Here is a 15,349-nt window from a genome sequence, read left to right on the forward strand (position 1 = left end):
CCAGGCAGCCGGATTTACCAACCTGGATGATCGCCTGCCTGAATTTTTTGCTGAAGAACCCATTGCTCCGCACAACGTGGTCTGGGATATGTCTGGAGAGGAAATCGATACTTTCTGGAATTTCTAAACTGTTGTTGTAGCCTTTTTCTACCCCCTTTCTGCCTGCCTCATACTTCCTGTGTGAGGTGGGCAGTTTTTTTTTGCCCTGGTTTTTGCGCTAACTGTTACGATTTTTTTGAAAATAGAAGGCCAAACAGGCTGGAAAAAGAAAAATAGGCGCCGACAATGATGATGAAAAGCGGAGTTATTGGGTCGTCAAGAAACGCCTGCCCATAGTGTAGCTTTCCTGCTGCCAGGTCGTATCCGGTCTTCATGACGACCAACCCTAGTGCCAATCGTAACCCAATAACCAACCACATGCCGAGTTGTTTGATGAGGGGCGGGATTTTTTCCATTGTGTACCAAGCAGCAGAAAGTAGTCTTTAGGCCACCTTGACAAATTGCTTTTTCTTCTAACTTCTGCAGTATAGATAAAACTTTATTTATACTTTTATTTTGCTTGAAAAATCGTCTTTTTCAAGGCACCCATTACAATAAAAGTAATCACTGCAATGTAATCCGCATTACTGTTTCCAGCAAACAGGTCTATCTTTTGCCCGTTAATTTGTAATATCAATTTTTTGAACCTTTTTTTCTTTTCTTGGACGTGGTGTTCTCCAATGTCTTTTTTGTTTTTTTGATTGCATCGAGCAATATCATCTTTTGTCGTTCTTTTTGGGCCGTGTTTTTTTCAACAAAACAAGCTTTACCCGTCCAGGGATTCTTCTCTGTCCAGTACATCAAGGTCGACCAAGTTGAGGGCGTTGGGGTAAAAACCTGTATTTGTCTCGGGATTATTTTGAGGACCTGCTGTGAAAATTGTTTCAGTTTTTCCATGTCGTTGCGAGTGCAACCAGGGTGCGCGGCAATAATATAGTAGGTGAGAAAGAGTTTTTGTTTTTCTTGCTTGTTCAGTGACGTAAATAAAGTGCGAAAGGCCACTAATGAATTTATGTCAGGCTTACCCATAGCTTTGAGCACAGCGTTGCTGCAGTGTTCCGGTGCAATTTTCATTTGCCCGGAAATATGGTGGCGTATCACCTCGCGCAGATATGACCGCCCATTTTTTTTGTCAGCCAGAATCATATCATAGCGAATACCTGAAGCGATGAATATTTTTTTGATGCCTGGTAAAGCTCGCAGTTTTTTCAGCAGTGCGATCTGGCCGGCATGGTTGATATTCATTGTGGGGCAGGAGGAAGGGAAAATGCAGCGTTTATCGCGACAGGAACCGGCCAAGAGCTTTTTTTTGCATTCAATGCCGTACATATTGGCAGTGGGACCGCCTACATCAGCAATAATACCCTTGAAGGCAGGGTGTTTGGTACATTCCACCACTTCATCGATAATTGATCGTTCGCTCCGGCTGACGACGGTTCTTCCCTGGTGCATTGTAATAGCACAGAAGTTGCATTCGCCATAACAGCCTCGATGGGTGGTGACTGCAAAACGAATGGTATCGAGTGCCGTTACTGATCCGGATTGTGCATAATAAGGGTGCAGTTCACGTTCATAACTGAGGTCATGAAGCACATCGAGCTCCTCAGTGCTTAAGTTGAGAGGTGGAGGGGTTTGTACTAAAAAACGATTGTCCTGCTGCTGGGCAATGCATGTGGCGGTTACAGGATCTGTGTTATCATAGAAAATACGAAACATTTCGGTAAATGCTGACTTGCTTTCCCTGCATAAACTAAAAGGCGGCAGGGCGAGTGCCTCAGGCGGCATGGTATCACTTTTATAGCATAGTCCATTGATATGGTGTGGGGTACGTTGATCTTGAAGCGAACGAGCAAGGGCTACCACGGATTGTTCCGCCATCCCGTACAAAAGATAATCAGCCTTGGCATCAAAGAGAATCGATTTACGGATTTTATTGGTCCAGGCATCATAGTGGGCAACACGGCGCAGGCTTGCTTCTATTCCGCCCAGAACAAGAGGAGCAGTGTTTTTAAAGTGTTGCCGAATCAGGTTCGCATAGACAAGAACCGCTCTGTCAGGTCTGCGATTATTCAATCCACCTGGGGTGTAGTCATCCTTTTTGCGTCGACGTCCGGTAGCCGTGTAGTTGGCGACCATAGAGTCCACAGAACCTCCGGTAATACCCCAGAAAAGTCGAGGCTCACCTAGTCGTTTTATATCCTTGTCGGTGTCAATTGCCGGCTGGGCAATAATGCCTACCTTAAAACCTGCATCTACCAGCACTTTACCAATAACAGCTGCCCCGATATACGGTGAGTCAATATAACTGTCTCCGGTTATCAAGATAACGTCAAGTGAGTGGTATCCTCGCTGCTGGAGTTCCTTTTGGGTGGTGGGGAGAAACATATATACCTGTTGTCTGTGTAAGGGAGATCTATCCCTGTAAGTAATAAGCATCCTTTGCCGCCTGCACAGCGTATGATTTGCAGATCAGTCGGAATTTAATCGAAACTGAGAGTATCGCTTGTAATTGTCGGTTTGGCTGTTCAAGCCAAGGCTGCTGATACGCTTTGGAGGTATAAGCCGTTTAACCCGTTTTTTTTGGGGGAGGGGATGCTTTGCCGGGATAGACGGTAAACACCGGATTATGGCAGTTAGTGACAACGGCTGCGGCAAGCGAGCCAAGAAAAAGTTTGTTCAGGCCACGTCGCCTTACAGCTTTCATGATAATAAGATCATGATGTCGTGCTTCCTGCAGGATCGCCTCAAGGCGCGACCCGGCAGGCACGGCCAGTGGGAATGTGGTCGTTTCCAACAGGTTCATGGAGAGCCACTGGTGAAGCTGTTCTTCGGCCGACATTATCTCTTTTCTGCTGCAGTCTGCGTGCAGCAGTTGCATAAGCGTAATGGTCGGCTGTCTTGCGGTGGCCATAGCATCCAGAACCGGCAGGAGCAGTTCCAACTCATCAGGGGAAAGAATGGGAACAAGGATACGGTCACAGGCAAATGTGCCTATAAAACGGACAACCACCACTGGGCAGGTGACACTTGCTGCAACTTTCTCAACGATTTTTTGTATGGTCAGAGGATTTCGTCCAAGAGGGTAGCCAAGAACCAGTGCTTTTGTGGAATTTTCGCGAACAGCCTGAATCAGGCCGGGAATCGGTTCTCCTTGGATCGTTTCCGTTAAAAGAGGGTAACCAAGGCTCTTTACCTCATCGGTTTCAGGCAGAAACAATGAATCCTCGTTAGGGTTGGCCATGTTCCATTTACTGCCTGGTACAATGATTCTGACGGACAGGGGTAAGGCCTCGAATTCATGGGCGAGAATAGTTGCCACTCGGGCCAATCCACGGACCGTGGCATAATTTGCTGCTCCGAAAATAACCACCCCTTTAGGGTTAGCCGAAGGATAGAGTGTATCACCGGCCCATGGCATAAGGTGAAGTTCGTCAGAGCGGCTGAAGAGTAGACCTGGAAGCGAGTTTTCCGGGTTTTGCGACTGCTGCTTGTTCATGGGTGCTGTTGTTTCGTTCGCTTGGAGAAAGGCCTTTTTTGCGAAGATAGGGCCAAAAATTTCTGCCAGGACAACACCTGCGAGAACAATGGGGGTGATTTCTTCTGCCCATGGAACAAGGAGGGGGTCGCTGTTGATGACAAACACCAGGCCAATGGCTATGCCGGCTTGGGGGAAAAGTCCTAAAGCTATATATTTCTTGACTGTCTGGCTTGCTCCTGCCAAATGAGAACCCATCCAGGAGCCAAGGTACTTACCGCAAAACCTGGTGGTAAAATATGCTGCTCCGATCCAGCCGGCTAGCTTGAGCATGCTTAGGTCCAGGTGAACGCCGGCAAGGGTAAAAAAAAGGACATAGATAGGTGGCTCAAACCCGTTAAGGATCCGAAACAGGCGAATGTCGCGCTCTTCACGATTGATAAGTATGAAACCTGCGGTCATGCCGGCCAGCAGTGGGCTGAGTGCAAGCACACGGGTCAGTTCCCCGCAAAGAAGGAGCAAGGCAAGTCCGGTGGTAAGCATTTCTCCTCTGTTGTGGGTTTTGTGAAGAACTATGTCTGTCAGCAGGCCGGTGGCTGCTCCTATGGCAAGCGACCCACCGATTTCATATATTGAACCAAGGGCGCCGCTGTAAAGGGAGATATCTTCAGGACTTACCATTTGGTGGGTAATGGAGATAACGATGCCAAAGGTTGCTATTGCCAGTCCATCCCCTAAAGCGATTACCGCCATCAGGATTGAGGTGAAGGGGCCACGGGCATCTAATTCACGAACCATGTGTAAAATAGCGGCAGGTGCATTTGCCAGAGCAACCGCACCCAGAAGCAGGGCTAGTACTCCATGGTGAACAAAAGGTTTTCCAATGTTAAGGGCCCAGGATAGAACAAGCGTTGAAAGCGCAACCAGGAAAAAAGTGGCGGCAGCTTGCCCAAAGCAGATATATCCTACCTGTTTTGCAATTTTACCGAGTCGGCGGATCTCTATATGCTCGCCAATTCCAAAGGCAATGAGCATCAACGCTATTTGGATAAAGTGATCAAGGTTATGGCCGACGGTGTCGGCGGTGATGACGGAAAACCCGGAAGGTCCCAGGATAAGACCGGCAAGAATGAATCCAGTCACTGAAGGGAGACTGAAAAGCTGCGCGATTTTCGCAAAGAACATGCCTCCTGTCAACAGGATGGCAAGGCCAAGAGTAACATCAAGCATGGTTGTATTTACCCAAAACAATCAACATTGTTGTTTGCCTGTCTGATTTTTGCAATGAGTGTGGTAGGCGAATTGTCCTCTTTTGAATAAAAAGGCAACAGGAGTTGTTCATATCGAAGCCCACCGGGTGGGATTTCATCGAGAAGGTTGGAGATAGTCAGGCCGAGAAGCCTTATTTTCCTCCGGCCTGCTTCGGTTGCTGCAACTAATGGTGGCACCTGCTGCCATATATCATGTTGAGAATAAAAGCCCGCCCTTTTGCTGCAGGACCTGCTTATGGTTGTAAAATCATCATAGCGTACTTTTAGACTAAGGGTTCTTCCGCCGATTTTTTTACGGCTAAGTGCATTTCCCACTTGGTTGGCGAGGGATTGCAGTATATTCAGTACCTCCTCGAGCTGGTAAATATCCTCTTGAAATGTTGTTTCCGTGCCAATGGATTTTCTTGTTTGGTGAGGTTGTACAGGTCGATTGTCAATGCCGCGAGCCATATCGTAAAAAAAGCAGCCACTGGAGCCAAAGGCTGCTGTGAGCTCGGCTTGAGAAAATTTTTCCAGATCTCTTCCGGTGCGGATACCTAATCCGTGCATTTTTTGCTCCGTCACCTTGCCGACCCCGTAAAAACGTCTGATAGGAAGACTACGGAGAAAGGATCTGGCCTTTTGCGGGGTGATAACAGTTAAACCATCCGGTTTATCCTGATCCGAGGCAAGCTTGGCAAGAAATTTATTGTACGATACTCCTGCAGAAGCTGTGAGGCCGGTTGTACGATAAATATCGCCACGTATAATTTGTGCTACATGGGTGGCCGATGGATTGTTGAGGGTATTAACCGTGGTATCGAGAAATGCCTCATCAATGGAGAGAGGTTCTACAAGAGGGGAATAACGTGAAAAAATAGCCCGTATCTGATGAGAAACTTCCTGGTAGCGTTCTTTGCGCGGACGGACAAAAACAGCATGCCTGCATAGGGTGTAGGCACGGGCACTGGGCATAGCTGAATGAATACCAAACGCTCTTGCTTCATAGGAGCATGCCGCAACAACTCCCCGGCCTTGGGGAGCCCCTCCGACAATGACCGGTTTGCCGCGCAGTGCAGGGTTATCCAGTTGTTCGACAGAAGCAAAAAACGCATCCATATCAATGTGGATAATCTTTCGGTGCGATTTTAATGATGGATTCTTTGCCTGCAGTGACACGGTAACTTAGATGGTAAATGGGAATGCTCTATGCCGCCGGAGCGAATGCTTTGCTATTTCTATGGTAATTTTGTATGCATGGGCATACACTGCCATAACTACAATTTTTAAATACTACGCCTATGTATAAGAAACAACAAAAACAACTTGCAGAGCAACCTGCTTCCTGGCTGGTAACAGGGGTTGCCGGTTTTATAGGTTCAAACCTACTCGAAACCCTGTTGAAGCTCAACCAGCGTGTGGTCGGGCTGGATAATTTTTCTACTGGTTTTCAGCATAACCTTGACGAGGTCAAAACCAAGGTAACAGCCCAACAATGGAATGCTTTTCGTTTTATAAAAGGAGATATCCGTGATATTCAGACCTGTCATGAGGTCTGCAGGGATGTTGACTATGTGTTGCACCAGGCCGCGCTGGGCTCTGTACCCAGGTCCATTGAAGACCCGCTGACCACCAATGCAAATAATATAAACGGGTTCCTCAATATGCTGGTGGCTGCAAGAGACGCGAAGGTTCGTCGTTTTATCTATGCTGCCTCCAGTTCCACTTATGGTGATCATCCAGGGCTCCCTAAGGTGGAAGAGAAGACAGGCAAGCCGCTGTCTCCTTATGCTGTCACAAAGCTGGTCAATGAGTTGTATGCAGAGGTTTTTGCCAGGACATATGGGTTTGAGACCATCGGTCTGCGCTATTTTAATATTTTTGGTAGACGCCAGGATCCCAATGGTGCCTATGCGGCCGTGATTTTTGTTTTATTGATAACTGCGTTCAGGCGAATATTCTCGCCGCCACAGCAACTGATCCGGCAGCTGTTAATCAGGTGTACAATGTTGCCTTTGGTGAGCGGACAACGCTTGCCGGCCTGTATGATTTGATACGGGAAAAGGTGGCTGTACGGATTCCGGCGGTTGCAGAAGTGGAACCTGTTTATCGGGATTTCAGGGCAGGTGATGTCAGGCATTCTCTAGCAGATATCGGCAAGGCGCAAAAACTGCTGGGCTACAATCCGGAATATTCCATCAAAGATGGGCTTGATATGGCCAGTGAGTGGTACCTGCAGCATTTTACTTGAAATGTTTGCTGGTTCTGGGATGCTAATTCGATAATCTCGGGGTAAAGTATCGGTGCTTGAGCCGATGTCGCATGGTAAGAACAGTATTGCCGGTTTCCTTTCCTCACTGGTGGCACTGGTTCGAGGTAGCTGAAAAAAAGAGAAGTATAATAACGAAAGAAAAGTAAGGGAGATTGTATGTCCAGTACGCTTGGGAGCCTGTATAAGGTGAGTACCTTTGGCGAGTCGCACTGTAAGGGAGTGGGTGCTATTGTAGATGGTTGCCCTCCGGGAATGGAACTCACTGAAGAGGATATTCAACCACAATTATCCAGGAGGCGCCCCGGACAGAGTAACTTGAGCACTCCCCGTCAGGAGGCAGATCAGGTAACCATTTATTCTGGTACGGAGTTTGGCCGTACCCTGGGCACACCCATTATGCTGCTTGTGCATAATAAGGATCAGCGACCCCAGGATTATGGTGAGATGAGTAAAATCCCCAGACCTTCCCATGCCGATTTTACCTATCAGCTGAAGTACGGAACCAGAGCTTCCAGCGGTGGTGGTCGTTCCAGTGCCAGAGAGACCATAGGCCGCGTTGCTGCCGGTGCAATTGCTGAAAAATGGCTTCGGGAATCGTATGGGACGGAAATTGTTGCCTGGGTTAGTTCTGTCGGTGACATTGAAGCTCCTGAAATCGACCATGCGAGAATTAGCCGTAGCGACGTCGACGCGACCATTATTCGGTGTCCGCATGCAGAGACAGCAGCCAAAATGGAGCAGAGGGTTGCGGAAGTACTGGAAGCCAAAGACTCAACCGGCGGCATTCTCACCTGTGTTTGCCGAAATGTGCCCATTGGTCTGGGAGAACCCATTTTTGATAAACTGGAAGCGCGACTGGCCCAGGCCATGCTGTCCCTGCCCGCTACCAAAGGGTTTGATATCGGCAGTGGCTTTGCCGGCACAAAGATGCGCGGTAGCCAGCACAATGATCCTTTTGTACAAAAAGGGCAAAGGCTGGGCACAGTGACCAACCATTCCGGTGGGGTTCAAGGTGGGATTAGCAATGGTGAGCCTGTTCTTTTTCGGGTGGCCTTCAAGCCGGTGGCAACCATAGGTATGATGCAGGATACGGTTGACTTTGAAGGCAATAAGGTTGTCCTGGAAGCAAAAGGGCGTCATGACCCCTGCGTAGTCCCCAGGGCGGTGCCTATTGTCGAGTCCATGGCGGCTTTGGTGTTGATGGATCTGGCTCTTCAGCAGCGATCCAGGGGGCATGTGTAAATCAGCAGGAAGTCTCCTGGTCTGTTACTTCAACAACAGCGCATTTATGGATACCTTTAAAGAACATATTCTGGTTGTAGAAGATTCCAAGGTCAATCAGAAACTGTTGCAAAGGCTTTTGGTCAAAACCGGTTATTCTGTCGATTTGGCAGGAGACGGCAATGCAGCTTTGGCCTTTCTCCAGGCTGAGGGGAGAGTACTGCCGGATTTGATTGTGCTTGATATCATCATGCCGGGGATGGATGGCTTTGAGTTGTGTAAACGACTCAAACTGGAAGCAGCTTTTCGAGATATTCCTGTTATTTTTATTTCCTCCCTGGATGCAGCTGACGATAAGGTGCGGGGGTTTGAAGCGGGAGGGGTTGATTACATTACCAAACCGTTTCATTTCGGGGAAGTTTTGGCAAGAATATCCACCCATCTCAAGCTGTGCCGTTTACAGCGGCAGCTGGAAGAGAAAAACAAACAATTGCACCTTGAAAAACTGAAATCAGAATCTCTGCTGCGTAATGTGTTGCCTGCGCGGGTAGCTCAGGAGCTGATAGAAAAAGGGAGTTTCAGCCCTCAGTCCTACACGGATGTAACTGTTTGTTTCGTCGATCTCGTTCAGTTCACTGTTGCATCATCTCGTTTGGATCCAGAAGTTTTAATTCGCGAACTCAATGATATCTTTTCCGGGTTTGATGATATTGCTCGCATGCATGGATGTGAACGGATGAAGACCGTTGGTGATGCGTATCTCTGTACCTGTGGAATACCGGAAGCCGATCCTTTCCATGGCCGGAAAATGGCAGATGCGGCTTTGGCGATGATCGCCTTTCTTGAACAGCGAAATGTTCATGCTGATCATCAGTGGCAGGTACGGATCGGAATGCATTCAGGTGAAGTTGTCGGAGGGATAGTGGGCATCGATAAGTACCTTTATGATATTTTTGGTGATACGGTGAATATCGCCTCTCGTCTGGAATCGTTGTCCCAGCCCATGCAGATAAATGTTTCGCAAGAAGTCTATGACAGTCTTGAGGATGATTTTTGTTTTACCGGGCCGATGATGGTTGAAATGAAAGGCAAAGGTGCTCGTGCGACCTATTTTCTTACCGGCCGTCAGTAAAACGATTGATGCGCTTTCTCTCTTTTCCCTGCCTTGTGTATGCCGTATGCCCTACAGTAATAATCCAGCAAGCCAATAGAGCAACATTCCCGCAATGACAGTACCTCCCAGACTTTTTGTTTTCCACGCAATGAGAAAGGTGGGCACGGCTATGAGTAGCTCCGGCTGGGCGATATCCAGGGTGCGCGGTTCGGCATGGGTGAGGAGAATAGGGGCGAGAAGGGCGCTTAGGATAGCCACCGGGATCAGACTGAGCCAGTCAACCAGCCATTGGGGAAGGCGTCGATGGGCCAGGTAAAGGAGCGGGAGCCATCGCGGTACATAGGTAACCAGGCCCATGGCGGCAAAGAGGAAAAAATATTCAGGAAGATGCATGACTGTCTCTTGTTCTTCTTTTGATAAAAAAGCCAATGGTTGCCGCACTCATGGATGCTCCGACAATATAAGAATCGCCAGGAATAAAAAGATACCAACCTACGGCAATTGCTGCTGCAATGCATGCTGTGGCTACAAAAATGATGCCCTGCAGTTGGTAAACAAGCAGGCAGATAAACATTGCGGTTAGCGCGTAATCAATGCCAAAGGCTCCTTGGGGAATGAACTGGCCTATCACTGTTCCGGTTACGGTGGAGACAATCCATACAGCGTTTGCCAGGTGATTCACCGAGAGTGCACTCCATTTACTCCAGTCACCGTTGTTAAACCGAGTCATGTTTACGGCAAAACTTTCATCGGTGATGCCGTAGGCAAAAAGGGAGAGAAACCGGCGATTGACTCCTTGGAGGTGGACAGCCAGGGCCGAGCTCATAAGGGCATGGCGGAGATTGATAACAAAGGTGGTCAGAATAATTGAAGTGACGGAAGCACCGCCGGCGAGCATCGCAACGCAGATAAATTGGGCACTGCCGGCAAAGACAAGGATGGACATCATGCCCACCGCCCATACTGGTATTTGTGCCTGCTGGGCAAGAACGCCCAGAGCAAGGCCTATGGGAAAGTATCCCAGGCAGATAGGCCAGCCTGCACCAAAACCCTTGCGCACTTTTTCTTGCAGTGAAGTGTGCAGGGCCGTTTGATCTTGAGAGTTGTTGTTCATGAAGTTAGATATGTATGCTTTGTATGAATATGTTTAATGGAAAACCCACGTACGACCTACTATGAATTGTAACAAATGCGCCCCTGATAAAGGGGATGTTCTATACAAATTAGTATCCTCCTGCAATTATTTTTCGCTGCTGCTTCTACTGACCCCAAAGAGAGTGCAGTCATGAGTAACACGTCCTGGAAAATCGGAGATATTCTTGACCTGGAGTTTTTTCTTGATCAAGATCGGCAAAATGACAACCGTGAAGGGGAGGCATCTCTTGTACAGCGTGATCGTACCCTGTACACGCAAAAAATTTTGCCGCAGTCCGGGGAGAGTGGTCAACCACGCCTGCTGGTAAGGAAGTGGTTGCAGTTAAGAAGAGAAGCTTTCCTGGCAGACGATGGGCAGCAGATTTTACCTGGGAAAATCTGGCAGGATTTATTTTTTGGAGCAAAGGGTATTGCTTTAGGCATCGGCATGCTCGGCGGTATTAGCGTGACCATCCCTTTTCTGGTGTATTCAGGGCAGGCTCCAGTTAATGTAACCGGCTATTTTGCGCTTTTTGTCCTGCTGCAGTTTTTACTGTTCACCGGACAATTATTTACCCTGTGCTGGCGCAAGATGAGAAAACGTCAATTACCGGCCTCCATATTTGGAGTGTTGCTGGGCAGGTTATCTTTTTTGTTGATGGGTAAGCTACAGCAAGTAGTTTACCGAAAACGCTCTCTTTTCACCCAGAGAACCGTTCATTTGTTCCGGGAACAGATTATGGGACAGGCAGCTCTGGCGCCCTTTGTTCTTTGGTCTATTTTTCTGCTGTTGCAGCTTGCCGGGATAGGCTTTAATTGTGGTGTCATAGGAGCAACTCTGGGTAAAGTTTTTGTTGCGGATACCGCATTTGGCTGGCAATCGACGTTGCAAGTGCAGGAAAGCCTTATCGCTGAAACGGTTCGTTGGCTCGCGCTGCCCTGGAGTTGGGTGTTACCCGGACATCTCGCCTACCCCAGTCTTGAAGCAATTGCAGGCAGTCGGATAATACTTAAAGACGGTCTGTACAGTCTGGCGACGGTGGATCTTGTTTCCTGGTGGCCTTTTTTGTGTTGTTCAGTACTGTTTTACGGTCTGCTGCCTCGTGTTGCGCTGCTGGTTTTTGGTCTGTTTGTCAGAAATCGGCTCTTAAAGCGGATTCCATCCACGGAAGAACCTGAACTACGTCGCCTGGTGCGACGGATGGTAACGCCGACAGTGAAAACCTCAGGAGATAATAGCCGTGCTGCGAGCAAAAGAAAACCATCAGGTTCACAGAAAGATGAAGAGGAGAAGGTCATCCTGCCTGCTGTTGGTAACAAGCAGGAGGTCACCTTTCTACTTATTCCTGATGAACTATACGACATTGTACCTTTGGATCGGTTGACATCACTGCTTACCGGTAGTGGAGCCAAAGGCGCTGTGAACATTATGCGTTTTGGCGGTCTGGAGGGCACTGATGAGCAGCTTCTCGACACACTTGCGAACAACGCAAAAGTAAATAAACTCGCAGGCGTCACACTATTGCAGGAAGCATGGCAGCCACCCATAGAGGAAATAGTATCGTTACTTCGAGATATTCGACAGGCGGTAGGCACAGAAACGGAAATTCTGATCGGCCTGATCGGCAAGCCTGCAGCCGATGAAGTACTTACCCCTGCAGAGAAAGAAGCACTTGCCATTTGGGCGATGAAAATCACATCACTTGCTGATCCTGCTATAACCGTCACCTCATTGATACGATGAAAAAGCTTAACCACATTCCAGAATTTGCCATCATCGGGCATCCTAATGAAGGCAAGTCGTCAGTGCTTTCCACTCTAGCAGAAGACGATTCAGTACGTGTCAGCCCCATCCCTGGGGAAACCGTTACCTGTCAGAATTTTCCCGTCATGGTGGATGGACGGGAGATTATCCGTTTTGTCGACACGCCTGGATTTCAAAATCCTCGCAAAACCCTGCAGTGGATGCAAGGGTATCTGGGAGAGGACGAACAGATGATTGCCTCGTTTATTGAGGCTCATGCCGGTGATCCGGCATTCCGAGATGACTGCGAATTATTGGGACCTGTGGCCGAGGGCGCAGGCGTTATTTTTGTAGTTGATGGCTCGCGGCCGGTGCGTAATATGGATCGCGCTGAGATGGAAATCCTTCGCCTCAGCGGTGCGCCAAGAATGGCGGTCATCAACAGTAAGGGAGAAGACAGCGCCTACCTTGCACAGTGGCAATCAGAATTTCGCAAACACTTTAATGCCATTCGTGTCTTTAATTCCAGCAGGGCCACCTACATTCAGCGAATTGAGCTGCTTGAAAACCTCAAGTCCATTGATCAGCAGTGGGAACCAGCCTTGCGTGACGTGGTCGAGGCCTTTAAAACTGACTGGCAGGCGCGGAGTGAACAGAGTGTAGATATCCTGCTTGCCTTCATCGGCGAAGCATTAGCTTATCGCAAAACCGTTCCCTGTGCAAAAGAAAATCAGCAGGCTGTGTGTCGGCAAATGTGGCAGGAATATCAGGAGCTGATTGCCCATAAAGAGCATCGCGCCCATAAGGCTATCCGGAGCCTGTTTAAACATAATATCTTTAATATTGACTTGCCTGAGCATTCCATTCTGGAAAAGGATCTGTTCAGCAAGGCGACCTGGGAGTTTCTCGGCCTAACCGATAAGCAGATCATCCTTGCCGGAGCAATGAGTGGGGCTGCTTTGGGAGCTGGCCTTGATGTAGCTGCAGCAGGTATTTCTTTCGGTGTCTTTTCTACCTTGGGCGGGCTGGTCGGCGCAGCAGGAACAGCATTTAAGGGAAAAAAATGGCTCTCAGGGATTAAGCTGCTTGGTATGCATATTGGGGGCGAACAATTGCGCATCGGTCCCGTTACCAATAGTCAGTTGCTCTATATTCTGCTGGATAGAAGCCTCTTGTTCTATGGACATATTATCAACTGGTCACATGGCAGACGTGACTATGATGCAGGTAAAAAGGAAATTGCTGAAGATACCAAGAAAGAAGGCGTTACTGCCTATTGGAACAAAGGCGAGCGGAAGATAGCAGAACGTTTTTTTCGTGTTGCAAGTGCCGGCAATGGCTGGGCAAGCTCTGAAGCAGCACAGGGCATGCGTGGTTTATTGCTCCGGCAGATGCAACAGATTGCCGAGGGCAACCGGTGATAAGGCCGCTGGATAGACTAATCAGCAAAAGCTGTTTTCATCAGCGTGTTTTCAGTTTCCTGGTCCAGTTCGCCTGTCTCGGCCAGACCTGACTGAGCCTGGAATTGGATGATTGCTGAACGAGTCCGGCGACCTCGTAAGCCGTCGATCGGCCCAGGCTCATAGCCAAGATATTGGAGTGCTGCCTGGCTGGAGCGAAGGGTCAGATCCGGCAGTATAATTTTGTATTTGGCGTGGGCCGCGGCCAGTCTCGTGTCATATTCATTTTTTTTAAAACCACTCCCATTGTAGCCACGCGCAAAAGCTACCCAGTTATTACGGTGCAACGCACCTGCCAGGTTGTTTCCTTTAATAAAATGAGCCATAGCCAACAGTTGCTCGTTTTCGTTTTTGACCATCCCCTGTACTAGGGCCTTAACCGTTGGGAATCCAGCAACGTCATGATTGAAACCCATGACTTGCCCTATCCCCCAGGAGGCACTCTTGAGGGCAGCATCCTGGTCCAGTTTTATTGCTTTTTTTAAACGGCTGTATTCCTTTGGGCCGCCTTTGTAGCCACCAGGTCTTTTATGGCTGATATCAGCATTGCCTTCATCGTACATTCCGTTTGTCAGCTTGTGGAAAATATGCCGTTCAAAAAGTATTTGCGGACTTCGGTCGCTGAAAAAGCCGAATCCTCGAGTCTCTACGGTCAGTATTGCCCATATTTTCGATTCAGAAACACCTAACGTGCTGCATACTTTATCCATTCCATTATCGTCTAAAGGTTCGCCTTTACTTTTAAATTTCATCATCATTGCTCCACAAAGAAGAAGGGGAGGGAACAGGTTCAACACTATGGGAAAGGAAAAGTGTTTTCTTCACCTCTCCCATCAGCTGCGCATCACTATTTAACAACCTTAATCGCTCACAAGCGTTAGACTGGCCGGCGGATCGTTATGCTCTATACCATCTTTGTTACCACGTGGTTGAACTGAATCGTGGACTTTATCGGTCATCTCAATCCTACGCATAGGATCAGGTATGGGGTCAAGATTTCTCGAGATTGGAGCGCCGGGATCGCGCATTGTTTGGAAACGTTGGAGTTCAGTTGATGCTATTGGTAGTCCGCAGGTAATTGCTCTGTGCATCATCCAGCACAGGGCAATAGTGGAAAGGCCTATACTCATCCCACCGCCGACATCTGAATGGACACCACGAAACCATACCTCTTCGAGTCTTCCAGCAGTTGAATCACCTTTGCGTGAGGGATGTACCCTGGTTGGTTTGAAGTTGCCTCTACGTTCGTCCAGTGCCATCGCATGGTAGCAGTGTTCCACGTTTCCTGCTAGGGTGAGGTCCCAGCCGATATTTATATCATTTCCAGGAAGCCCGAAAGACGCGACCACGTCCCATAGGCCTAAAAAGCGGATTTTTACATCCGGTATTTCTTCTTCTACTTCGTTTGCAAAATGCAGTGCTAAAGCAGCACCACGGCTAAAGCCGATGATGTCGACCGTTTTGTCTCCATTGTTGAAGTTTCGCTCCAGCTCATCCATGGCTTCTTTAATACCCTGAAAATCGTCTAAAGCGAACATCCTAATCGTAAGACCCTACTTTATAAGCACGGTTTTATTGAATTACCGTGCTTTTTTTCTTGTCTTTAAACGTGTACGTATTATAATTATACGACCATCTTA

The 15,349-nt window shown here is 48.3% G+C and carries 12 protein-coding genes and 1 pseudogene; 5 read left to right on the top strand and 8 right to left on the bottom strand.

Annotated features, from left to right (window positions below; translation table 11 throughout):
- Nucleotides 1-224 precede the first annotated feature (224 nt).
- The 4 genes from JWH17_RS21925 to dinB all read right to left on the bottom strand — a co-directional run bounded on the left by JWH17_RS21925 (nucleotide 225) and on the right by dinB (nucleotide 5,943).
- Nucleotides 225-455 (bottom strand): hypothetical protein, encoded by a 231-nt coding sequence (locus JWH17_RS21925; RefSeq protein ID WP_205224841.1) that lies wholly within the window; start codon nucleotides 453-455, stop codon nucleotides 225-227.
- Between the two features lie 217 nt (nucleotides 456-672).
- A complete protein-coding gene (locus tag JWH17_RS21930) occupies nucleotides 673-2,424 on the bottom strand; it encodes a YgiQ family radical SAM protein (protein ID WP_205224842.1) in 1,752 nt (583 codons plus the stop codon).
- 181 nt (nucleotides 2,425-2,605) lie between these two features.
- Nucleotides 2,606-4,744: a cation:proton antiporter domain-containing protein gene (locus JWH17_RS21935; protein ID WP_205224843.1), complete on the bottom strand. Its 2,139-nt coding sequence runs from the start codon at nucleotides 4,742-4,744 to the stop codon at nucleotides 2,606-2,608.
- Nucleotides 4,745-4,752: 8 nt separating this feature from the next.
- Complete coding sequence (gene dinB / locus JWH17_RS21940; protein ID WP_332468467.1) at nucleotides 4,753-5,943, bottom strand: DNA polymerase IV; 1,191 nt, start codon at nucleotides 5,941-5,943, stop codon at nucleotides 4,753-4,755.
- Between the two features lie 122 nt (nucleotides 5,944-6,065).
- On the opposite strand from dinB, the pseudogene JWH17_RS21945 reads away from it, so the two are divergent.
- The 3 genes and pseudogenes from JWH17_RS21945 (at nucleotide 6,066) to JWH17_RS21955 (ending at nucleotide 9,389) form a co-directional block, all read left to right on the top strand.
- A pseudogene (locus JWH17_RS21945) lies at nucleotides 6,066-7,015 on the top strand (NAD-dependent epimerase/dehydratase family protein).
- 177 nt (nucleotides 7,016-7,192) lie between these two features.
- Nucleotides 7,193-8,278 carry a chorismate synthase gene (gene aroC, locus JWH17_RS21950; protein WP_205224845.1) on the top strand — a complete coding sequence of 362 codons (1,086 nt, stop codon included), beginning with the start codon at nucleotides 7,193-7,195 and terminating at the stop codon, nucleotides 8,276-8,278.
- Nucleotides 8,271-9,389, top strand: a complete 1,119-nt coding sequence (locus JWH17_RS21955; protein ID WP_232371255.1) for an adenylate/guanylate cyclase domain-containing protein — start codon at nucleotides 8,271-8,273, stop codon at nucleotides 9,387-9,389. Before aroC ends, JWH17_RS21955 begins: the two co-directional genes overlap by 8 nt.
- A gap of 51 nt (nucleotides 9,390-9,440) precedes the next feature.
- Here the strand turns inward: JWH17_RS21955 and JWH17_RS21960 are convergent, their stop codons facing one another.
- Together JWH17_RS21960 and JWH17_RS21965 are read right to left on the bottom strand one after the other, a co-directional pair.
- On the bottom strand, nucleotides 9,441-9,764 hold the full coding sequence (locus JWH17_RS21960) for an AzlD domain-containing protein (protein WP_205224846.1): 324 nt from the start codon (nucleotides 9,762-9,764) through the stop codon (nucleotides 9,441-9,443).
- Nucleotides 9,751-10,485, bottom strand: coding sequence for an AzlC family ABC transporter permease (locus JWH17_RS21965; protein ID WP_205224847.1), 735 nt, complete (start codon nucleotides 10,483-10,485; stop codon nucleotides 9,751-9,753). Before JWH17_RS21965 ends, JWH17_RS21960 begins: the two co-directional genes overlap by 14 nt.
- A gap of 171 nt (nucleotides 10,486-10,656) precedes the next feature.
- Between JWH17_RS21965 and JWH17_RS21970 the strand changes: the two genes are divergently transcribed.
- Together JWH17_RS21970 and JWH17_RS21975 are read left to right on the top strand one after the other, a co-directional pair.
- Entirely contained in the window at nucleotides 10,657-12,249 is a 1,593-nt protein-coding gene (locus tag JWH17_RS21970) for a DUF2868 domain-containing protein (protein ID WP_205224848.1), read from the top strand.
- Entirely contained in the window at nucleotides 12,246-13,670 is a 1,425-nt protein-coding gene (locus JWH17_RS21975) for a GTPase/DUF3482 domain-containing protein (protein ID WP_205224849.1), read from the top strand. The genes JWH17_RS21970 and JWH17_RS21975 overlap by 4 nt, the downstream gene beginning before the upstream one ends.
- 17 nt (nucleotides 13,671-13,687) lie before the next feature.
- Here JWH17_RS21975 and JWH17_RS21980 read toward each other — a convergent pair whose 3' ends face one another.
- Nucleotides 13,688-14,464, bottom strand: a complete 777-nt coding sequence (locus JWH17_RS21980; RefSeq protein WP_205224850.1) for an N-acetylmuramidase domain-containing protein — start codon at nucleotides 14,462-14,464, stop codon at nucleotides 13,688-13,690.
- Nucleotides 14,465-14,569: 105 nt separating this feature from the next.
- Entirely contained in the window at nucleotides 14,570-15,247 is a 678-nt protein-coding gene (locus JWH17_RS21985) for a phospholipase effector Tle1 domain-containing protein (protein ID WP_205224851.1), read from the bottom strand.
- Between the last annotated feature and the right edge of the window lie 102 nt (nucleotides 15,248-15,349).

This window comes from Desulfogranum marinum, from assembly GCF_016918565.1.
GTDB classification, from domain to species: Bacteria; Desulfobacterota; Desulfobulbia; order Desulfobulbales; family Desulfobulbaceae; genus Desulfogranum; species Desulfogranum marinum.